The sequence below is a fragment of the Methylobacterium sp. WL103 genome (genome assembly GCF_008039885.1).
Lineage (GTDB): Bacteria > Pseudomonadota > Alphaproteobacteria > Rhizobiales > Beijerinckiaceae > Methylobacterium > Methylobacterium cerastii.
This window is the reverse complement of sequence record NZ_VRUX01000026.1, coordinates 1-20,695: the sequence shown is the minus strand read 5'-3', so window position 1 is coordinate 20,695 and position 20,695 is coordinate 1. Positions and strand designations below refer to the sequence as shown.

General features: G+C 59.2%; 22 protein-coding genes and 4 pseudogenes. 10 read left to right on the top strand and 16 right to left on the bottom strand.

From position 1 onward, the window contains the following. Window positions 1–312 (bottom strand): annotated as a pseudogene (locus tag FV222_RS03675) (transposase); the annotation flags it as partial. Window positions 313–559: 247 nt separating this feature from the next. Between FV222_RS03675 and FV222_RS03670 the strand changes: the two are divergent. Next, on the top strand, window positions 560–913 hold the full coding sequence (locus tag FV222_RS03670; RefSeq protein ID WP_147813008.1) for a hypothetical protein: 354 nt from the start codon (window positions 560–562) through the stop codon (window positions 911–913). A 63-nt stretch (window positions 914–976) separates the two neighbouring features. Further along, window positions 977–1,603, top strand: coding sequence for a hypothetical protein (locus FV222_RS03665; protein WP_147813007.1), 627 nt, complete (start codon window positions 977–979; stop codon window positions 1,601–1,603). A 371-nt stretch (window positions 1,604–1,974) separates the two neighbouring features. Here FV222_RS03665 and FV222_RS03660 read toward each other — a convergent pair whose 3' ends face one another. The 4 genes from FV222_RS03660 to FV222_RS31815 all read right to left on the bottom strand — a co-directional run bounded on the left by FV222_RS03660 (window position 1,975) and on the right by FV222_RS31815 (window position 3,185). Next, the gene (locus tag FV222_RS03660; protein WP_187277204.1) at window positions 1,975–2,124 is read right to left on the bottom strand and encodes a hypothetical protein; all 150 of its coding nucleotides are present in this window, start codon (window positions 2,122–2,124) and stop codon (window positions 1,975–1,977) included. 66 nt (window positions 2,125–2,190) lie between these two features. Then, window positions 2,191–2,775: a hypothetical protein gene (locus FV222_RS03655; RefSeq protein ID WP_147813006.1), complete on the bottom strand. Its 585-nt coding sequence runs from the start codon at window positions 2,773–2,775 to the stop codon at window positions 2,191–2,193. A 27-nt stretch (window positions 2,776–2,802) separates the two neighbouring features. Then, window positions 2,803–3,021: a hypothetical protein gene (locus FV222_RS03650; RefSeq protein WP_147813005.1), complete on the bottom strand. Its 219-nt coding sequence runs from the start codon at window positions 3,019–3,021 to the stop codon at window positions 2,803–2,805. A gap of 41 nt (window positions 3,022–3,062) precedes the next feature. Beyond that, window positions 3,063–3,185, bottom strand: a complete 123-nt coding sequence (locus FV222_RS31815; RefSeq protein WP_281406865.1) for a hypothetical protein — start codon at window positions 3,183–3,185, stop codon at window positions 3,063–3,065. A 186-nt stretch (window positions 3,186–3,371) separates the two neighbouring features. On the opposite strand from FV222_RS31815, the gene FV222_RS03640 reads away from it, so the two are divergent. Then, complete coding sequence (locus FV222_RS03640; RefSeq protein ID WP_147813003.1) at window positions 3,372–3,812, top strand: hypothetical protein; 441 nt, start codon at window positions 3,372–3,374, stop codon at window positions 3,810–3,812. Between the two features lie 80 nt (window positions 3,813–3,892). Here FV222_RS03640 and FV222_RS03635 read toward each other — a convergent pair whose 3' ends face one another. Then, window positions 3,893–4,288, bottom strand: a complete 396-nt coding sequence (locus FV222_RS03635; RefSeq protein WP_147813013.1) for a MucR family transcriptional regulator — start codon at window positions 4,286–4,288, stop codon at window positions 3,893–3,895. A gap of 388 nt (window positions 4,289–4,676) precedes the next feature. Here FV222_RS03635 and FV222_RS03630 point away from each other — a divergent pair, with 388 nt between their 5' ends. From FV222_RS03630 to FV222_RS03615, 4 genes and pseudogenes are all read left to right on the top strand, one after another. Further along, on the top strand, window positions 4,677–5,252 hold the full coding sequence (locus FV222_RS03630) for a MucR family transcriptional regulator (protein ID WP_147813002.1): 576 nt from the start codon (window positions 4,677–4,679) through the stop codon (window positions 5,250–5,252). Between the two features lie 240 nt (window positions 5,253–5,492). Next, on the top strand, window positions 5,493–5,834 hold the full coding sequence (locus tag FV222_RS03625; protein WP_147813012.1) for a S24 family peptidase: 342 nt from the start codon (window positions 5,493–5,495) through the stop codon (window positions 5,832–5,834). Next, window positions 5,831–6,031: pseudogene (locus tag FV222_RS03620) on the top strand (Y-family DNA polymerase); the annotation flags it as partial. The gene FV222_RS03625 and the pseudogene FV222_RS03620, both read left to right, overlap by 4 nt. 182 nt (window positions 6,032–6,213) lie before the next feature. Continuing rightward, complete coding sequence (locus tag FV222_RS03615; RefSeq protein WP_187277203.1) at window positions 6,214–7,869, top strand: VCBS domain-containing protein; 1,656 nt, start codon at window positions 6,214–6,216, stop codon at window positions 7,867–7,869. Window positions 7,870–7,995: 126 nt separating this feature from the next. On the opposite strand, the gene FV222_RS29315 is transcribed toward FV222_RS03615, so the two are convergent. The 6 genes and pseudogenes from FV222_RS29315 to FV222_RS03590 form a co-directional block, all read right to left on the bottom strand. Beyond that, the gene (locus FV222_RS29315) at window positions 7,996–8,247 is read right to left on the bottom strand and encodes a hypothetical protein (RefSeq protein WP_187277202.1); all 252 of its coding nucleotides are present in this window, start codon (window positions 8,245–8,247) and stop codon (window positions 7,996–7,998) included. 94 nt (window positions 8,248–8,341) lie between these two features. After that, a complete protein-coding gene (locus FV222_RS03610; RefSeq protein ID WP_147813011.1) occupies window positions 8,342–8,719 on the bottom strand; it encodes a recombinase family protein in 378 nt (125 codons plus the stop codon). Window positions 8,720–8,816: 97 nt separating this feature from the next. After that, window positions 8,817–8,891 (bottom strand): annotated as a pseudogene (locus FV222_RS29310) (IS6 family transposase); the annotation flags it as partial. A 162-nt stretch (window positions 8,892–9,053) separates the two neighbouring features. Next, window positions 9,054–13,475 carry a DUF4214 domain-containing protein gene (locus FV222_RS03600; protein ID WP_187277201.1) on the bottom strand — a complete coding sequence of 1,474 codons (4,422 nt, stop codon included), beginning with the start codon at window positions 13,473–13,475 and terminating at the stop codon, window positions 9,054–9,056. 101 nt (window positions 13,476–13,576) lie between these two features. Beyond that, window positions 13,577–14,911 (bottom strand): HlyD family type I secretion periplasmic adaptor subunit, encoded by a 1,335-nt coding sequence (locus FV222_RS03595; protein ID WP_147812999.1) that lies wholly within the window; start codon window positions 14,909–14,911, stop codon window positions 13,577–13,579. Further along, the gene (locus tag FV222_RS03590; protein WP_147813010.1) at window positions 14,911–16,701 is read right to left on the bottom strand and encodes a type I secretion system permease/ATPase; all 1,791 of its coding nucleotides are present in this window, start codon (window positions 16,699–16,701) and stop codon (window positions 14,911–14,913) included. Before FV222_RS03590 ends, FV222_RS03595 begins: the two co-directional genes overlap by 1 nt. Window positions 16,702–17,102: 401 nt before the next feature. Here FV222_RS03590 and FV222_RS03585 point away from each other — a divergent pair, with 401 nt between their 5' ends. After that, window positions 17,103–17,678, top strand: a complete 576-nt coding sequence (locus tag FV222_RS03585; RefSeq protein ID WP_147813009.1) for a LuxR family transcriptional regulator — start codon at window positions 17,103–17,105, stop codon at window positions 17,676–17,678. 19 nt (window positions 17,679–17,697) lie between these two features. Here FV222_RS03585 and FV222_RS03580 read toward each other — a convergent pair whose 3' ends face one another. After that, window positions 17,698–17,967: a hypothetical protein gene (locus tag FV222_RS03580; RefSeq protein WP_210248443.1), complete on the bottom strand. Its 270-nt coding sequence runs from the start codon at window positions 17,965–17,967 to the stop codon at window positions 17,698–17,700. Window positions 17,968–18,144: 177 nt separating this feature from the next. On the opposite strand from FV222_RS03580, the gene FV222_RS31810 reads away from it, so the two are divergent. After that, window positions 18,145–18,462, top strand: a complete 318-nt coding sequence (locus tag FV222_RS31810; RefSeq protein WP_281406864.1) for an HGGxSTG domain-containing protein — start codon at window positions 18,145–18,147, stop codon at window positions 18,460–18,462. Here FV222_RS31810 and FV222_RS03570 read toward each other — a convergent pair. Beyond that, window positions 18,373–18,771 carry a hypothetical protein gene (locus tag FV222_RS03570; RefSeq protein ID WP_147812996.1) on the bottom strand — a complete coding sequence of 133 codons (399 nt, stop codon included), beginning with the start codon at window positions 18,769–18,771 and terminating at the stop codon, window positions 18,373–18,375. The two genes, FV222_RS31810 and FV222_RS03570, sit on opposite strands and share 90 nt — an antisense overlap. 129 nt (window positions 18,772–18,900) lie before the next feature. On the opposite strand from FV222_RS03570, the gene FV222_RS03565 reads away from it, so the two are divergent. Next, window positions 18,901–19,128 (top strand): hypothetical protein, encoded by a 228-nt coding sequence (locus FV222_RS03565; RefSeq protein WP_147812995.1) that lies wholly within the window; start codon window positions 18,901–18,903, stop codon window positions 19,126–19,128. Between the two features lie 251 nt (window positions 19,129–19,379). Here FV222_RS03565 and FV222_RS03560 read toward each other — a convergent pair whose 3' ends face one another. Beyond that, on the bottom strand, window positions 19,380–20,135 hold the full coding sequence (locus FV222_RS03560) for a helix-turn-helix domain-containing protein (protein ID WP_147812994.1): 756 nt from the start codon (window positions 20,133–20,135) through the stop codon (window positions 19,380–19,382). 342 nt (window positions 20,136–20,477) lie between these two features. After that, a pseudogene (locus tag FV222_RS30580) lies at window positions 20,478–20,695 on the bottom strand (HNH endonuclease); the annotation flags it as partial.

Here is a 20,695-nt window from a genome sequence, read left to right as displayed (position 1 = left end):
GGATGTGCTCGACACAGGCGCGTCGGCGCGCGGGGCTCAGAAGTTTCCCCGGGACGCCTCCTGCAGGATCAGCTTGTCGAGGGTGAGATCGGCGATTGCCTTTCGAAGCCGAGCATTCTCGGTCTCAAGACTCTTCATCCGTCGAACTTGATCCGACTTCAGGCCGCCAAACTCACGCCGCCACCGGTAGTACGTCACCGAACTCACACCGAGCGCGCGGATTGCATCGGCCACGCTCTGGCCCTGTGAGATCAGCACGTCCGCCTGACGTAGCTTCGCGACGATCTCCTCGGGCTTCGGGTGCTTTGCCATCTCGTCCGTCCTCCAGGCTCAAAAGCCATACCAAAGGGCGGACCACTTCAATGGGGGCTGACCATCAGGCTGACATCGAGGCTCTGATAGCGGCAGTGGGTGCCACTGAGGACGGCGAGATGATCGTTGGCCCGTACCTGATACAGAGCAAGGTCAATCAGGCGTACCCCCGGTTTGCGATCGACGTTCGCGGCTCCGACTGAGCCATTCCCCTCAACCATAGTCCCCAACCGCCGGAGAATCGTCCATGAAGCTCACACGCGCTCTGATCTCGTCATCGATGTTCGTTGCCGCGATGGCCTTGACCGTCCCAGTCCATGCCGAGGGACTGACCAAGGAGGAAGCGCAAGTGAACATCGCCGCGATCTCTTCATTCGTGAATAAGTTTTGCAGCGGCATGAGGGTGGACGGCGGCACGTTGCAGGCCGCTATGACCAATCTCGGCACGACAATTGAGGAATTTACCGCCAAGGAAAATCGTGTTGCGCAGACCGAAGTCATGGTGACCCAAATGGCGGCGGATAAGGCAACCTCGTGCGACTCATCCTGGAAGCTGTTTGGCGAGAGCGGAACGATTTTGCCTGGGCTTCTTCGGCGATAACGCTTCGGAGATCAGGCGCGGTCAAAACTCAAAATCATTTCGGCAGACAAACAATAGGTCATCATGAAATTCGTTCTCGCTCTCTCGCTCGGCCTGTTCTCAACCACCGCTTTCGCCAGCGAGCGGATCTGCCAGTACAAGCACCAGCCTGACATGACGCAGGTGACGACCCTGAACTGCACCGTGCAGGTATCTGGCAAGAACGCCAACTACATGGCCGATGGTCACAAGTTCGTCGCCAAGCTGGATTCGTTAAACAGCGCTCCGGATGCGATCGTCGGCGCAACGCTGAACAGCAAACCCGCCACGTACATGCGGATGGGCTCAAAGGGATTCGAGATCGCCACCACTACCCGGAACAACATTACTTTTGGTGTGGTGGACGATCACCCGGCGGCGGCAAACGATAAACCGTATATCGGCACCTGGAGCATGGACCCGAAGAAGGGCTGCGGTGATACCGACGACTCTCTCATCACGTTCACTCCAACCGAGATCAAGGGATACGAGAACAATTGCAAGATTACGTCAGTCTCGAAAAGCGCCAACGATTATGTGTACTTCATCATCGGCGCGTGCATGTCGGAGGGTGAGGCCAGTAAAGCTGTCACCTCATTCAGCGGCCCCGATGACGTGAAGGAAATCGACGGCAAATTCTATCGCAGGTGCCCGGCCAAGCCCAAGCGCTGAGCACGTTCGAACAACAGATACTGAAAGGACTCTCAGGCCGGAGGGGTCGGTATCGTCTGGCCAGGATCGCTGCCGCCCACGGGGCTGAGATCCTACTGGACGACCTACTTGACCAGTTCGTCCGCTGCCGATGGCGCCGACCACCCACGGCGCGCCCACCGGGCAAATATGAGCCCAAGTGCTTTGCCTACTTCCCCGAGTTGAAAAGTGACGAATGAAAAGCGCCGTTTTGGGGCTTAGCTCGACTTTGGCCATTTTGACATGTCGCGGAACGCGCTGGGTGACGAAGCGGGCGTGATGGATAGGCTGATGGTGTCCCTCGCCAGAGACGCCTCATGCCGCACCTGCCCGCCCGCTTCGCCGGTATCGGCTTAGACGTCGCTCGCCGTGTTGGTCGCGTCGAGGACGTTGGCCAGTTGCGCTCCGTCGTGGGCGGCCGCGCTGGTCACGCTGAAGCGGCGGACGAACCCGTGCTTGCGGTCGATCGAGACATGCGTCCCCGGCCCTTCACCCGCCGGCATCCCGAACCATCTTGCCAAAGCTGCCCGGCAGCGGGGTCGCGCGACGTAAGCGAGGCCAAGGGCCGGCTACTGCGTCACGCCCTCATCAACTACCCCGCCGGCCGGTATAGAGCCAGGGGATAACTCCTTGACGCCTTCGATCTTAGTCTTCGCTTCCAATGTAGCAACAGCAAGGCCGCCCCAGAGTAGCAGGAAGTAAGACACGATCCTATTTCTAGGCTCTATTTGCTTTATCTCCCAAAAATCGTTCCTTTTTGTGCTGCAGGGATAGACCATATGATATGAGTGCTCAAAATATTCTCTGCCTTTAAGAAGTAAAGCACTATGGAAATTATCGGCGTCTTGCTGCGTTATATCTACGCCAAGGTTGTGTGCGAACCTATTCCGGTATGATCCAGCGAATTTAAGGGGCGCCTGAAGCGCTTTATGTAATCCTAACGCAGATGCTAATTTGCATTTGTCTTTATAATCCAGATCTAGAGCAGAAAGTATTTCCGGCGGTGAGATCATCATTCTGATGAAATCGATTAATTCATGCTCGACGTGAATGTGGCCTCTGATGACGATGCCTAGTTCGTCCTCTCTGAATAGCGTGGCGTGAAGCGCGTCCCGCCTCTTTCCGAGGTATCCTTGTGCTACGTCGGTATCCATGCGCCCCTCTCGCCCCTAGGCGCAGCCTCAGCCTGTCCGCCGGCCCCGTTGGGCCTCGGCACGCCAGGCGTCGCGCTCGCGTTCGACCCGGGCAAGGCAGGCCCGTAGAGCCTCAATGTTGGCATGTAGCTCGCCCGCGTCTACGGCTATCTCGACACAGCTATCCTGCGCCTCGGCGAGCTGGGCGCGGAGTTCGCAGTTCTCCACAACCACGGCGAGGATGTCGGCGGTGCGCTGGTCTCTCATGCCGTCCCCTGCCCTGTCGGTGCCAGGGCGCGGGGTCTACATCAGCCGGCGAGGCGTCGCCGCCACGGGCGATACGGCTCCGGCACGCGGGTGGCGGCCTCGTGCCAACGTTCGCAGTCCTGGCGAATCTCATCGAGGACGGCCTGCAGGGCTTCAACCTGCATGGCGATGGTGTGCTGTTTGAATGACCGTGCCGTCCCGCTGGCCCTGGGAACGGCAAGGGCAGGTATGGCGCCGGTTGAAGCGCCAAAGCCGCCGCCGCTGGACCGCGGCGGGCTCCTGTAGGCTCTCAGGAGCCGTTGAAGGTAGCCGTGCTGATGTAAGATGCCTGAGCGCGCGGGAGACATGCCTTGAACGACGAACCAGCTACAGCGGCTCGCTTCCACCAGGCGCATACGGAGGCAGCCAACCGCGCCGAAGCGACAGCCGTCCTGATCCGTTGCGGCTATCGCGTATACCGGCCGGAGGCGGACATCGAGGGTGAGGACCTGGTGATCCGTACCCCGGGCGGCGTGCTGTCAGGCGTTCAGCTCAAGAGCCGTGCCCTGGTCGATTGGCGCCGATACGGTGGCCGTGAACTGCTGATGCTGTTCCCATCCATGCCCTACAGCTCTGGGGCTGTCCGAGCATGGTTTCTCGTCCCCCACGATCCCTTCTACGGATGGGTGAAGGTTCGGCACGGTCATACCGCGAAGTGGGGCGAGCAATGGTTATATCCGGCAACCAGCAGGTATCTCGCTGCTTTTCTCGACCCGTACGAGGTGCGACCGCCAGCAGAGGCGGTGGGTTGATCGTCACCAGCCACATGCGGTTCGGTGTGTGCTGAACGCCGAAGCCCGCCGGCAGATCGCGGCGGGCTTCTACGGCTTGCTCAGGCGGCCATACGGCCCGGCCGGCCGAGGCCGATGTTCTTCGCGAGGGTGGAGCGGGCCTCCGAGTACGAGGCTGCCGTCGTCGGGTAGTCAGCCGGCAGGCCGAACTTCGCGCGGTAGCTGTGCGGGTTGAGGCCGTGCTTCGTCAGGTGGCGCTTCAGCGTCTTGTAGGGCTTGCCGTCGATGAAGGAGACCAACCCGTCGGGTCGGATCGATTTGCGGATCTGCGCCGCGGTCGGCTTCTCGACCTCTTCGTCCGTGGCGGTGGCACTACCGGCGGCTGTGCCGCTTGCGATGCCGTTAAGGGCTGCATGAACGGTGCCGATCAATCCCGGAAGCTCAGTTGCCGGTACGCGGTTGTTCGAAACGTAAGCTGCTACCAGTTCGCTCGCCATTGTGAGCATATTGGGGTTCAACCCCAGGTTATCTTTGATCACTTCGATTGTCCTGTGTGTACGCTACCGGCGTGAGATCTACCGATCTCTCATGCAGATCAAGGTACGACTCGCACAAGATCACGCGAGCCTGCCGTGACCTGTACGCATGATTGAGTGATATGGTTTTGGGGAAGAGTGGCCGGGGCGTCCCGTCAAGGCGACCCCGACTTTTGCGCCGCGCTCCGCGGCAGCACAGTGTCAGGAGCTATGCATTTGGCTGTTGCCCGCATCTGCAACAGCTGCGGACAGCAACAAATCTCTATCCGTGTTGCAGCATTCGACGGTGTGTTCTCCATAGAGGTAGCTTGACCACCGGCCCCAAGCGGTAGAGCGATGGATCCTCTAGATGGAAGGAACCGTCGTGGACGAACAAGCCGAAGCTCAATCCCCCAACTTCATGGAACTCGCTGCCGACTTGGTGGCGGCCTACGTGTCGAACAACAACGTGCCGGTCTCAGAGTTGCCAAACGTCATCGCAAGCGTGCACGCGGCCGTGGCGGGTCTTGCCAAAGGAGTGCCCGCTGAACCCGCCGGCCCGGAGAAGCCGACGCCGGCCCAGGTGAAGAAGTCCATCACGCCGGACGCGCTGATCTCCTTCCTCGATGGCAAGCCCTACAAGACGCTCAAGCGCCATCTGACCAAGAGCGGCCTGACGATGGAGACCTACCGCGCACGCTACGGCCTGCCGTCGGACTACCCTTCGACCGCCGCAAGCTATTCCGCCAAGCGCTCCGAGCTGGCGCGCTCCCTCGGTCTTGGCCAATTGCGCAAGGCAGCCCCCAAGGCCGCTGAGGCCGACGAGACGGTCTCCGAGGCGCCCAAGACCCGTGGCCGGCCGCGCAAGGCCGCAGAAGCGCCCGTGGAAGCCTCTACGGCGGCCCCGAAAGCACGCGGCCGCAAGAAGGCTGCTGAGACGGCCTGACGCCGCTCAGCGCCCCGATCCGGCACACCGCGGCACCCGTCGCGGTGACGTGCCCCTAACCAAGTGCCGGCATCCTGCACTTGGGCCATGTACTGCGTATCGGCCTCGCTGGTGAGATCCGGGGTTCCCCCGTCCTGTGAGCAGATCGGGACGGGGCCGAACCACTGCTAATCCTCAGCCTTGTCTCGTCGGTCGATTGTCGAGCACGTCGGTGAACGGCTTCGACAGCACGTGTCGGCCATGGAAGGCGCGTTGGAACTGCCGCGCTGGCTCGTGCCGAACCCGCCGGCCACTTTCCTGATGCAGATCCGCGGCGAGAGCATGCGCGGCGCCGGCATCCACGATCGCGACCTCGCCTGCATCGACCGCAGCCTGCGGGCCGAAGACGGCTCAGTCGTCGTCGCGGTGGTCGACGGCCAGCTCTCGTGCAAGCGCTACCGGATGGTCGGCAACCGGCCGCGCCTCGACTTAGATAACCCCGAGATGCCGGCCTTCGCGGTGGACGAGTGCGGTGAGGTGGAGATCTGGGGCGTGCTGCGGTTCTCGATCCGTTGGCACCTCGCCCGCGGGCCGCTGTCGTGAACGGTCCCGCGCGCCGCCTGCGCGATCGGATCTGCGGCAGCCGAGCCATCGCCTTGATCGACGGCAACAGCTTCTATTGCTCGTGCGAGCGCGTGTTCGACCCGAAGCTCTCCGGGGTGCCGGTGATCGTCCTGTCGAACAACGACGGATACGCCATCACTAGGACGGCTAAAGCCAAGGCGCTCGACATCCGGATGAACGAGCTCTCGTTCAAGACCCAAGTGATGTAGGTGCGGGTATGCTCTACAGGCTACATTTAAGAGATAGATGCGCGAAAGACACAGTCGTCATTTGATGGATTCTACTGATAGATTCAGACTTGCAGGCTATGATATCGGGAGAGGATAGGATGGTTCCATCTCAACTGTGTGAGGCCGACGTGACCAATAGCGCCCCTTATGTTTTGCAAGAGATAGGAGTGCAGTCGGTTAATATACGTGATCCGTTCTATAGCTATGACGCATCTAAAAATTTCGCCGATAGCGATATAATTAACGGAGATCGCCTAATATATTCGCTTGCTAGTCCAGCGAATTACATCACAATAGATCCGCACACAGGTGTGATTACCGGTTTTAAAAATATACAAGAAAATGCTACTAGCAATATTAAAACAGCGCTCGAGATATTCAATCCAGATGTCTGCAATGGTAGCGCCGCCTGCATAACATTTTATGAACAAGAGCGGGCCAACGCTATTGCCGGCGAATTAGATAGAGTGACATCACTCCAAATTGTGGCAACGGATGCATCTGGCGCCACTGCCACAAGCACTGTCACCTTTAATTTAGTGGATCTTCCTGTTAACGCCGCTCCTGTCCTGGACGTTGCTCATTCCATTGTGACTGGAACGATTACCGAACGTGCAAGCTTGACTGGTAGCTCCGCCCTCGACATTGCGACAGGCAGTATCGCCTTCGCTGACATGAACTCGTCTGACCGTCCAGCAGCTAGTGTTACAGCTCAGACCCTAGTTTACACAAATACTTCTGGCTCTGTGGAGGCGCTTACCGTCGCCCAATCAGCAATGATTAAGGCTGGATTTATCCTCAATGGAACCGCATCCAGTAACGTTGGTAGCGCAGACTGGAGATACAGTCTAGCAGACAATAATTTTGATTTCCTTGGGGCGGGAGAGCGGCTCACCTTGACGTCGGCCGTTCAGATCGATGACCATCATGGTGGTTTCGTCAATCAGGTGGTGTCTGTAATAATTAACGGAACTAATGACACACCTACGACGCAAAATGATCTCACGAGTGTAGGCTTACTCGGGACAACGAGAGTGGATGCCTCTCACGGAGTGATTTCAAACGATCGTGATCCAGATTTGCATGATAGAATTACAGTTAATTCGGTTGCGTTTGAGGGAAATACCGTGTCGGTCACAGCTGGCAGAGGTGCAACCATTAATGGCGATTACGGTACTCTAATAATAAACTCTGATGGCAGTTACAGTTATACATCCACATTAAAGGGTTCGCTCTATCATTTGCTGCATGCCGATTTGATTCCGCAGGATACCTTTGCTTATACGGCAAGTGATGGGCATGGGGGCGTTGCAACAAGTTATCTGACGGCCACCGTTGCACTTCAGGGACTTCAAAACTACGTCCAAGGCACTGATGGCAATGATTTACTCAGCTATACAAGCAGCAAAACCGCACTTGGTAAGGTACTCGGCATAAATGATGCAATGATACTCGCAGGTGGCAATGGAGATGATATTCTAAAGGGTGGTAACTCTAATGATGTACTGATTGCTGGTTCGGGTAGTGATACTCTGACCGGTGGGACAGGTCGTGATACGTTCGTATTCAACGAAGGTTCTGGAAGGTCAACAGTAACAGACTTTAGAGCAGGCTACGACGAAATTCAGTTTGACCACGAAGTATTCAAAAATTTTTCTGATGTGAGAGGCCATGCTGTCCAGATCGGGTTGGACGTCGTAATTACGGCTGATGTAGACCATACTGTTACATTGCAAAATGTACTTCTAAAAAATCTAAATCCAGGTGATTTCCATTTTGCTTAAGATAAAGATTTCAGAATAAATTGCGATGTAAAGTAGGTATTCGATTGACTATGAAATAAAGATCTTTCTGTTGTAAGGTCGTTATTTCAAACCATAGAGGCCTTGCATTAGTTGGGATGCAAGGCCCTACTGCGCGTCGTCCACGCCGACCATCCGGACGGTCGCGCCAAGCCGGCCTCGGTCCAGTCCCTTCCCCACATAGCGTTCATCCGCCCGGGCGACCTGCACCGGCGCCGGGGCACGCCCCAAGAAGCTCAAATCGCCCCGCACAGCCCGTTCAAGCTCCGATCGCACCGCGCCATCTGCCAGGACAGCGAGGCCGCCCACGGTCGCTACAGCGAGGAAGCTGCGGGTGAGGATCGAGGTGAGGGAGAGCATGGGGTGTCCTGGGGCTGCCGGAACCGTAGCAGGCCCATGGGGGCCGGGATGCAGCGCGGCGGGCACAGAGCGCAGCCGAATGGGTCCGTGGGCCTTACGGGGCAGCCTTCAGCCGTGAGATCGTGCTGTGTGAGACGTTGTAGCTCCGGCCGATCTCCGCGCAGCTTTCCCCGGCTTCCCGCCGTGCCAGGGCCTCCCGCTGCTGATGGGGCGTGAGCTTGTGCTTCGGGCCGGAACGGATGCCGCGTTCCCGCGCCCGCTTCAACCCCTCCCCTGTCCGCGCCCGGATCAGCTCGCGCTCGAACTCCGCCAGGCCGCCAAGGATCGTCACCATGAGGCGGCCGTGCGCCGTGGTCGTGTCGGCGCAGGCATCCGCTAGGGAGCGGAAGCCTGCGCCGCGCCGTGTGATCTCTTCGAGGACGTTGAGGAGGTCGCGGGTCGATCGGGCGAGGCGATCGAGCCGGGTGACGATTCAGGGTCCAGCGGGCATCGCGGTCCTTCTGCGCGAGCTTTTTTGGTTTGGCCGCCCACGCGTCAGGGATCTTGCCTTCCTTCAGAGCCGCCTTCTCCGCATCGGTGTGCCGCCCCTTGAAGTCAGCCTTGGAGCGCTGCTTCAGTTTGGCGGCGATAGCGGACAGGATCATGGGCCGGCTCCCAAGCGGAGGCGGCAAGCTGGTCAGGGATGGCTAACGATCCGTGAACGAAGGCGCATTCGCGTTTGCGACAGGCCCCTTTTAAGGGGCACTCGGGGAGCGGGTTCCTGTAGGAGGGCAGCACATTTGCCGCCCTCCTAGGTCATGCGGCACTCAGGCGAGGTGCCAGCCCTGTTCGATTTGGCCATTAAAGTGCGCGTGCGCCTCCTGGCTCTGGAGGATGCCGACTGCCACGTCGGCGCGCGTTGCCCCTTGTGAGAGCTGACTGAGCCAGCCTTTCTCGCCGCCAGCATCCGCCGGCCGACCAAGCCCGGTAGCGTACAGGCTGTCGACGAACTGCGTGTCCGTCTGGCTGCTATGCCCTGTGACGTACTCGGCCGAGGTCAGGAAGGATTGTGCGATGGAAGGTAGCGCCGAGCCGGTATGTGCCACCGCTTCCCACGCCGTTAGGCCAGCAGCGTCCGGCGCTCGATCTAGCAGGCCATGGTAGAGCCGCGCCACCGCCGCGTCAGTTGGATCGGCGAGGTACACACCGGCGTCGAAAGCGCCTTTCAGCTGTCCGAGATGCTCGCCCGAGAACACGAAGCTGTCGGCAACGTCAGCGCGTGAGACGCCGTGATCGAGGGCGGTAACCCAAGCCTGCTTACCGCTGGCATCACTCGCGCGATCCAATACGTTGCCGTAGAGCTGCTCGACATAGTCGGCGTTGCCAGTGGCGTTGAGATGGCTTTGGCCTTCAGCGCTGGTGAGGAAGGCCTGGGTGATGTCCTTCAGCGTTGCCCCATGGTCGAGAGCATCGATCCAGCCCTGCGCTCCGCCCTGATCTGGGGTCCGACTGAGCAGGCCCTCGTAGAGGGCGTAAACCTGGCCGAGATGGCTGGCGGTGTCGTGCGCGACCGTTCCGAACAAATCGCGATTGGCGCTGTAGTCGAAGGCGAACACAAAGCTGTCGCTGGTGCCGACATTGCCCGCAGCATCGGTGGCCGATGCCGTGAGATTGTAGCTATGGCTCGGTCCGTCCTTGATGTCAGTGACGGCAAAGTTGAAGTGGCCTGCGCTGTCAGCGATCGTTGTGCCGAGGACGGTCGAGCCGTCGCGAACCGTGACGGTGAGGCCGGCATCCGTTGCACCGAGATCGCCCGACAAGGCGTGCCCGATTTCGTGGTTCGCTTGCCCCGAAACACCTGTCAGGACAGCTTTAGGTGTCACCGTGTCGATTATAAAGGCTTGGTTAACATCGGCATTGGCGATGCCATCGGCGGAGACGACGTGTGCAGTGGCCATGCCGGCGGTCGCGGGCTGCGTGACCTGAACTGAGAAGATCGTGCCGTCAGCCGTTGCAACGTAGTATTTTCCGGCAATAGTCACGACCACTTTTTCGCCTGCGGCGAGCGCTGCCGAGAGCGTACCGCTGACCAGCACAGAAGCAGCCTTGGCCTCAACATCGTTGACCACATTGTCGGAGGTGACCGACAGGCTCTTTACCATTTCGGATGGCGACTGCGGGTTCGAAGGCGGCGTCACAGTAATAGGCATGGCTGTAACATCAGTAAGGACGATGTCGTTGCCGTCGCCGCCATAGTAGCTGATCTGGTAGCTGTGGCTGCCCAGCGTCAGGCTCGCGCCTTCGGACAGGCCCGCGAAGGTGCCCTGAACGGCGTCCGCCTCATCGTTGTCAATAAAGACGAACTTATCACCGCGCGTCGAGACGAAGGAACCGTAGGAGGCGAGATTCAAGGTCGCGCCATTCAGCGTTACCGTGCCAATCACTTTGGTCTGATCGAACTGGCCCTGGCCCGTGCCTCCGATCTCATCCTTCAGCGTAGCGCCTGCAGCCAGCGTCAAGTCACGCGTTGTCAACACGCCTGGCGAGTTCCCTGGCGAGAGGGTCCCACCGGGAGACACTATTACCGTGCCCGTTGAGCCGTGGCCCCCGAGCGTCGCTCCACTCTGCACGGTCACCGTCGAGACAACAGAGCCGTCAATTAGCATCGTGCCGGCATTTAAGGTCGTCGGGCCCAAGTAGGTATTTGTCCCGGTTAGTACGAACGTGCCGAGCCCGTTCAACGTGATTGATCCACTCGATACGCCCGAGAACGTCTGGGTTTGCCCAGCTCCAGGGCTGATAGTTCCGCCTTCATTGAGGGTGCCTGCCTCAATTGTAGTAGTTACCCGCGCAAATTTCAAATCAAGCCCTGTTTGGTTTTTTGTATAGCCCATATCTTGAAGTATGTTTATGTCCGTTTGAGAAATATTAATATTTGGCCCCATATAAGACGGAGTCATAAGCTCAGGGCTTAAGGGAGTAAGTCCTGCAATATGACTGTCAAGACTACCTTCGCCACCCTTTGTAAGCAGAACACTTCCAGATCTTGGCCCATTAAAATAATAAAACCCAGAACCATCTGTGGAAGCTGATTGCCAGATACTCCATGGTGTAGCGGTAACAGGCATAGATATACCAAATCCAAGACCATGAAGCAGTTCATGCGTAAGTAGCGTTGTTATGTCGTAAGATCCTCCACCAACTCCTACGCTAGTTACGTCTGAAATTAATGTTGCATCTATTTTACCATTATAAAATTTCTGCAAAAAATCTAAATTAACAGTGATGTGCACATCGGGTTTAGATTTATCTGGGTCATCGCCAAACGTATATTTATACAAATACTTTGGCACGCTCAGGGATCCAGCAAATCCTCCATCAGAGGTTGTATTTATCAAAGTCGGGCCGGCGGCAGCAATTAGCCCATAGCCAAGGGTACTTCCGAGATGCTGACCCTCAACCGAAATTGTAATTGGGCTGCTTAAGCCGCCTGGCAGCGCCGCAGAAATGCGATTCGCAGCGGCTACAATGTCGTCAGAGATGTATTTAAATAAATCACTATTACTACTGATTCCAAGAGATGCGTCGGCGCTTGTATTAACAATGACGGGGTGCTTGATTTGATCGTCATTCAAAATTGTTCCAAATGCAACTTGAGCGTTGGCATTTATTGAAAGTCTAGAGCCATTGGTTGCAGATGGTAGCGCTATCCCTAAACTAAATTTCTCATCCGACTCAATCTGATTATCACCGATTGCATAGACATTAACTATTTTGGAAGTATTATCTCCAGGATTGAAGGTTACGATAAGAGACCTATCATTTGTCAGCGAATAACCTGCATCGCTTTGGGAGGGGTCAGCTATCCAATCGGTGCCGTATTGAGTGTTTTCCAGCGATGCTGTGGATACCGAATCGTAGCTAGCTGGATTAGGAATCAGTATAATACTGATTGGTTCGGACCCAGCCGGTACAGCCTTGTCCAAACTAACCGTAAAAGAAATGGGAGATAAGCCAGACGCCCCTTCACTTATGCTTGGATTACCAGTTATGCTAGCAACATAACTTAGATTTTCAGGCATGGCTCCAACGTTAGCAAAACCCAGCGGGCTCACCCCACTGAAACCTTTTACAATATCAAGGACGTAAGTACCTTCCGGTGTTCCGTCAGTAACCCACGGCTCTGCTCCAGTACCTCCGCCCCTAGAGGAGAACATAACCCTACCATCACCCATCGCTGTGAAATTAGTTGGGTCAGAACCATATTGTCCAGACTGTAAATCTACTAACAGCTTCGGCGAAGACATGTCATGATTAGCAATCCACAGCTCATTGCCATGCTCACTGTCCGACTGAGCAAAAATAACTCGGCCATCTCCTAGATTTGCGCCCTGCCCATAAGGTGCAGAACTATTAGATGGACCACTTTGAATTACATGAGTGCCAGCAACGGTACCATCAGTTAGGTACGTTTTGCGCACTCCCCCTCCAGTAGTATCAAATTCGATTTCGCCGTCCGCGACTCGAACAGCGTAATATAGAGCCGTCATTTCGCCATTCGGTAGCGTCATATATTCATGAGTGCCTTCTTTGGTTCCGTTAGTCGTCCATAAAGTTGTATTGAATAGGCCATAATTATTTGTAGTGAAGAAAACTTTTCCCTCAGAGAGACTTCTGACATTGCCCAGGTCCGAATAAGTCCCGCCCGGTATGCCAAGAGAGAATGTCCCTTGCTGGGTTCCATCAGTGACTTGTCCACCAATTATTGCTTTCCCTTTTTCGAGATAAGCCATGAAATTGGGTATATCGGAATATCCATTTCCCGCCCCTGGATTTAAATCTTTTATGAGATGAGTTCCTGAAATAGTCCCATCGGTGACCCACGGCTCATATCCATGGACGCCATCGTTGTTCCCAAATACAAATTTTCCATTGCCGAGCGACAGTAAGCTTTCAAACTTCACATTTAAAGAAGGGAAGATCTTGCTAAAATCATATGTTCCTTCGGAAGTACCGTCTGTAAACCAGATATCATATTTGTCGTTGCGAGACGAAGAAGTACCGGTTCTATCAGTTGACGATATAGCTTGAAAAACGGCTTTACCGGCCCCAATTGCCATAATTGACGGCGAAGTATAAGAATTATAATCAGACACTTTTTTAAGGGCTATTGTGCTTTCTATGGATCCATCTGTGGTGTACAGCCAAGACTCAGAACCTAGACTTCCAATGAAAACTGTCTTGCTCATAGCGCTATTCATTCCAAATGAGTGTTAGCTAATTATTTTATGTCGTAATTACAGAGCGAATGGGAGACCATTACAAATTGGTCTCTCTCCGCTGTAAACTGTCAACGTTCTTTCCAAGCTTTTGCGATCTGATCGCTGATTGGCTTCACAAGGTAACTTAGCACCGTGCGCTCGCCGATCTGTAGATGCGCTTCAACAGGCATGCCAGGTACAAGCCGCACCTCGCCTAACCGGGTCAGCTGGTCGCCCGACAGACCGATCCGTGCCGTATAGTAGCTCTGGCCGCTCTTCTGATCGGCAGTAACGTCCGCAGACACCCGAGACACAGTGCCATCGACCTCCGGCGTCGTGCGCGCATTGAACGCCGCAAAACGGAGCACCGCCTTCTGACCGAGACGCACGCTGTCGATGTCCTGCGGCTGGATATGCACCTCGACCATTAGCTGATCCGCTGCGGGTACGATCAGCATCGCTGGCTCAGAGGGCGTCACCAAGCCGCCGATCGTGTGCACGCTGAGCTGGTGCACCGTTCCATCCTGAGGTGCGCGCAGGTCGACCCGCTTGAGCTGATCCTCGGCCGCGACCTGCCGCTCGGTGAGTTCTGACCACTTGCCGCGGATTTCAGACAGGTCCTTGCCAACCTCGGTGCGCATGTCGCCATCGATCTGCAGGATCTGCAACTCGGTCTCAGCGATCTTGCCGCGCGCCGAAGCCGTCGCGGCGACAAGCTGCCCGCGCTCGCCGGTAAGCCGGACGGCATCACGCTCCAGCGCCGTCACGCGGGTAATGGGGACCAGGTTCTTGGCATAGAGGTCGCGTACGCCAGTCAGCTCGGTGCCGATCAGTGCAATCTCCCGGCCCTTCGCCTCGGCCTGCTCGGTGAGGCCGCCAATCTCCTGTCGAAGTTGGGCGACGCGCTCGCGCAGCTGCGCCCGCTGTCCCTCCCGGCCGGCAACCCGCGCTGCAAACAGTCGTGCCTCGCCGTCTACAAGGTGGGCGACATCCGGCTCACCCTTGCGTGCTAGCAGAGGGGCTGGGAAAGCAATGGCTTTCGTCCCGTCGCGCTCTGCCTCGTCACGGGCACGGCGAGCGGCAAGCTCGTCCAGCGCCTTGAGCACCACCTGGAGGTTGGCCCTAGTTTGGGTTTCGTCGAGGCGGATCAGCACCTCTCCGGCCCGGACCTGCTGTCCTTCGCGCACTCGCAGCTCGCCGACCACACCGCCGGTGGGGTGCTGTACCTTCTTGACGTCGGACTCGACCACAAGCTGACCGGGCGCAATCACGGCGCCTGAGATCTGCGTGAAGGTTGCCCACCCGCCGATGCCCGGCACGAGGGCAAACGAGACCAAGCCCGCCAGCATCAGCTGACGCCGGATTGAGGCGCGCGGATGCGTCATGGCATTCATCACGGGCACGGAGAGAGATCCAGCGGCCATCACGCCCTGCGCTCCATCATCTCGTTCAACGGCTTGGCGCGCGGCAAGCCGGGGCTCGCAGTGTGTTCAGAGGCCGCCCCAGACGAGGGAGCCTCTGCCACGGCTGCGGGGCGCAGCACGCGCTTGAACACCTCGTCCTTCGGGCCGAAGGCCTGGACCCGGCCGTCGGCCATCATCAGCACATGGTCGACGGCGGCCAGCGCGCTCGGACGATGGGCAATGACCACGCAGATACCGCCGCGGGTCCGCACCCCGAGGATTGCCTGCGTGAGGGCGTGCTCGCCCTCGGCATCAAGGTTGGCGTTGGGCTCGTCGAGCACTACCAGGAACGGCTCACCATACAGCGCGCGGGCCAGGCCGATGCGCTGCCGCTGTCCGGCCGATAGCCCAGCTCCGGCCTCACCCAACGGTGTGTCGTAGCCATGAGGCAGGCGCAGGATCAGCTCATGAGTCCCTGCTGCCCGGCCCGCCGCCACCACTGCCTCGGAGGTGGCCTGAGGGTCGAATCGACCGATGTTCTCTGCGACCGTTCCGGCAAACAGCTCGGCTTCCTGCGGCAGATAGCCGACGTGCCGCCCGAGATCCTCGGCAGACCACTGGTCGAGTGCTGCCCCGTCAAGACGCACCCGGCCGCGCACCGGGGCCCACACTCGCACCAGAGCTCGCGCCAAGCTCGACTTGCCCGAGGCTGAGGGACCGATCACTCCAAGCGCTTGCCCGGCTGCAAGCTGAAAGCTGGCGTCGAACACCGCCGCCCGTCCAGTCCCCGGCGGAACGACATTGACCCCTTCGACCGAGAGCGCGGTGCGGGGGGCTGGCAGCACCAGTGGTGCGGATTGGACTGGTAGCCGCGCCAGGGTCTCGGACAGGCGTCGCCAGCTCTGGCGCGCGGCCACGAAGCCACGCCAGTTAGCAATGGCGAGTTCCACCGGCGCCAGCGCCCGAGCTACCAGGATCGAGGCGGCGATGATGATGCCGCCGCTAGCCTGGTTGTTGATCACCAGCCACGCTCCGAGTGCGAGCACTCCCGACTGCAGCACCATGCGGGCGGTCTTCGACACCGCGCCCAGGCCACCGGTTACGTCCGCGCTGCGCTGCTGCGCGGCGACGTAGTCGTTGTTGACTGCCTCCCAGCGCCGGCACATCCGGTCCTGTAGCCCCATCGCGGCCACCGACTCGGCGTTGCGCCGCGCCGTCTCAGACAGTGCTTGACGGCGTGCGGCGTGCAGGCTGGCGGCGCGGACAGGCGCTCGTGAGGCAAGATCGGTGGCCAGAGTTAGGCTAGCCAGCAGCACGACCCCCGCGATCGCAGCGACACCGATCAGCGGGTGGAACAGGAAGCACAACGCGACGTACGCCGGCAGCCACGGCAGATCGAACAGAGCGGCAGGTCCGGAGCCAGCGAGAAACGCTCGGATCTGATCGAGATCGCGCAGGGGCTGCCCAGCGACTTCGGGGCTAGCCCCACGCAGCGGCGCCTGCAGGCTCAATCCCAGGACACGCCCGCAGAGATCGGCGTCAAGCGCCGCGCCGACCCGCGACAGCACGCGACCGCGCAAGGCTTCGAGCACGCCTTGGGCGACGAACAGTGCCAGCGCCAAGATGCACAGGCCGACCAGCGTAGGGATCGACCGACTGGGAATGACCCGGTCGTACACTTCGAGCATGAAGAACGAACCGGTGAGCGTGAGTACGTTCACGAGTGCGCTCATCCAAGCGACGCCAGCAAAAGCGCCAAAGCTGCGGCCGAGCGCTCGGCGCAGCTCACCCGATGTCCGACCCTGATCCATGTCGCCCCCAAGACGCATGGAGCGGCCACGTAGCCGGATGCGTCACGCCGTCTGTTAATTGACGGGAAAGGAATTCCATCATCGATCTGAATGATGCGATGGCCTAAAACGGCAGCTGTCACATCAGGCATACTGACCTAAGGCGCTACAAACAGGAGAAATCCAATCGATGTATTAGACGCATAAAAAGATAGAATTAATTGATTATTTTCCCGTTTTTTGAATTTTTGTCTCAACAATGCGAAAATTCATAAATGTATCGAAACTGCAAGTTATAGCATTGAGGCATCGGTGACCGAGAAATTAGCCAATGCCTTAGGCAGATATATTTTATCGACCTTGCTGACGGGTCTGATATCTTGGACCTGGTCGGATTCAGAGTCGTGAGCGACCAAGCCACGATGCTGATCGGCACACCGCTGCTGCAGGCGTTCGGTCGCATGGGCTGCGGCGGTCTGATCCTCTCGACCCGCGGACACGTACTCGCTGCAAATGCCGAGGCACGTCGCATCCTGGGGGAGACATTCGATCTCACAGATGAGAGCCTCGATCTGCTCGATGGTAGCGGACGCGACGTGATCAAACGCCTGCTTGCCCGGGCACGGACCCGCATCCAGCTCGACGGCGAGAATTGGATGCTCACGACACGAAAAAGCCAGCGCCCGCTGATCATGAGCACTATTCCGGTTCCGGTGCTCGGCGAGGAGGAGCCGCACACGGTTCTGATCCTGATCGACCTCGACCGAACTCCGCAGCCGCACACGACTGCGCTGGAGCGCATCTTCGGCCTCACCACCGCGGAGGCACGGTTGGCTGCACTGCTAGCCAGCGGCGCTACGGTGGCCGAGGCGGCCACTACCTTCAAGGTCAGCGTGGCGACCGTCCGCACGCAGCTAGCCGCCATTTTCTCCAAGACGCACATAAGCCGTCAGGCGGAACTGATCATTTTGGTCTCGCGTCTGTCCGCCCTCGTGTGAGGAGCGAAGCTGGACCCGCCTACAACGCCACGACAGAACTAGTCCGGTCTCGGATCCAGTTCTCAGCCATGGCCAAGGTCGTGAAGATTACGCCTTCCTGCTCACGAAAGCCGAGACTGAACTGCAGGAACCAGCCGGTTTCGGCAGGAACGAGCAAGGCCATAAGCGCTCCGTCTAGGAAGACGAGGTGACTATCCTCTGTCCCCTCTTGGGTCACCGCTCGCACGCTCTGGAAGCTGATCTCGGCCGGCATGATCCCTGTCGCTTGATCGAGAGCGACGACCTGCATCACCGCGTAGGCCGACTGAGCCGACCGCCCTTGGAATATCGACGCGCGAGCGGACCCGCATCATCCAAATGACTAAAGCTTGAGCGCTTCTAGATCTTTTCGGCAGCGTAGTGCTTCCTGCAGTCCACGTGATAGGCGTCGTAAGAGCCCGCTGCGCAAGATGGGGAGGGGGTAGGGGTGATAGAAGAAACCGAAAATGCACCCCATGCCCCGTGTGGATGCGCTCGGTTGCATGGCGCCTTCGCTGCAGATCGGTGCGGAGCCAAGCGGCGGGACGGCGGCGCATGTCAGCAGCCAGCCATGCGCAACGGACGGTGCCGACTTCACGGCGGGAAGAGCACAGGCGCCCGAACGCCAGGGGGGAAGGCAAAGGCGCAAGCTGGCAACCTGAAGCACGGGCGGTTTTCAGCGGACGCGATCACGGAAAGGCGGGAGCTTCGTCGGGTTCTTCACCTGGCTCGTAGAACGCTTCGGGATCTCGCAGCGCTGGCCTGAGCCAGAGTTCACCGTGACGTCGCCGACCACGGCTTGTCCGCCTTCGTAGACGTGGACGTGCTCCACGCGGACCTTCTGCTCGCCGCCGCGCCGGAGCTTTGACAGCGCCTCGATCTGCGCCGTGTACGTCCGCATGAGTTTGATGGCGAGATTGCCAGCCTCCTGCACGACGTGCGGGTTCTGCGCGCTCTTGGCTTTGACCAGCAGCTGCATAGCGGTCTCGTGCGTCCCGTACATCTGAACCGCCAACATCGCCTCCGTCTCGTTCTCCGGGCGGATGCCATCGACCACAGCGAGGGCGGCGTTCAAGTTCATCTCGCTCGGCGCCGTGCCGCCGGGGCCTGTTGCGAGCGACACGGTTCAGTAACCAGATCGCCACATGCCGATCACCATACAACGGTAGGCATCTCCGCTCACGCGATGAACCGGAGCGAACGCATGGTACTCGCCGACCTCGACAAGCGTGCCGAATTGACTGTCTGGCCGGGCCATGAACCGGCTCGCACTGCTCATGCGCGCGCGTTTCCGACGTTACGCGAAGCCCTCGCGGCCGCAGCGGAAAGCATCCAGGCTGACGACGCACAGCCGTGGATCATCACGGAGGATGGCGACATCCTCTCGCCGCGCTGGATTAGGGCAAACGCCGATCCGGACCGGCTACAGTAAGATGGCGAAGGGCAGGCCATAAGTCGGCGCCGGCGGTTCCTGTTCCCCGCGTCACCGACCTTCACACGACCCGAGGCTTCATAGGCATGGCGCAGGGAACTGGCCCGCGCCTGCCTATCGTCGCCTTCTCTCTGTGCTGGGCGGCCTGTCGGCGGTCGCGAACGCCGCCGGCGCAGGCGGCGAGAGGTGCGCGGCACAGCACCTTCGCGCCCAAGATGAGCCCGTCCGTCATGTCGAACGCTCGCGTGTGGCTACCGCATGACTCGGCCAGATCTACCCACAGCGGGACCCTGCGGATTGGCTCTGCCCGCAGGGTCGCCCGCCGCTTGTCGGCAGCCCTTTTGACGCTTCCGAAGCCCGAAATTCACAGGGTATGAAACATCAGTAGACGTGCGGTTCGCAGATTTGCACCCTCCCCCTTTCGCTAAGGCGGCAGGTAAAGGGGGCTCCCCAAAAATGGGGAGGCCCCCTTTCCGGGCCAGCCGTAGCCAGGCTGTCCATTCCACCGACACGATGCGCACCACGTTCGTGTCGTTGCGGAAGCCCGTCACGCGCCGTTCCTCGACCGCGACGAGCCCGAGCTTGCGAGCCTCGCGGATCGCGTTGCGCACCGTCGTCTCGGCCACGCCCGTGATCGCGGCCAGGTGCCCCACGGCGAGACGGCAATCCTTCCGCCTGACGGTCTCGGCAGCGACGAGGGAGAGCACCGCCTGCTCCGCCAGGGTGAACCGCGCCGCAAGGCCCGGAGGAAGCCGCCCAGATGCCGCCCAGCGGCGACGGCGCTCTATCGAGGCATCCGTGCGCGGACGGGAGCCGACGGCTTTCCTGGGCCTCGCCACGGGCGCGGGGGCAATCGACCGAGCCTCGATGAGCCCGGACAGCGCCTCCGCCTCGGCCTCGGACAGGTGCCCTTCTCCGAATGCCTTCCACATGGCGGACGCGACGGCCGGCAACGCGGCGCGCGGAGCCGCCTCCGTCTGCCGGCGGATTTCGTAGGCGTAGTCCATCGTTCACGGTCCCTCACGGGCCGCGATCCAGGGTCCAGGTAAAGCCTTCCCGTTGACGGAAACACGTTCCGTCTTGACTCCCGAGGGAATCATGTGGCTTGTGGGGGGTAGTGACACCGGGCCCACAAAGCCCCAGGTTTTCGACGGCCTCACCCTGCCAGGGGTGGGGCCGTTGGCTTTTCAGGGTCTATCTCGCGGCGCTGATCTCTCCTGATGCCGGCTCACGACTCGTCTGAGCGCGAGGGCCGGAATGGTTCATCTCGACCGGGGCGCGTGGTCAAGTCAACGTTACTCCTGCGTTTGACGTGTTGGCCTATCGGTCAGAACATACCCCAAAACCTCTCAGAACGCTCCGTAGGCGCCCGCGAACAGATCCCCGATCGCTCGCTGCCGCATTATGGTCGCCCACCGTCTCCGACGATGCTCGGGACCGTCGTGCAGGATGTGGCAGCGCTGGCACCAGGCCGCGAGATTACGGGCGTTGTTCACGCTGGTGTCGTGGTTCCGGTGTGCGGTCGCAAGGTAGACACGGGTTTGGCGCACCGCGCCCGCGATCTTCC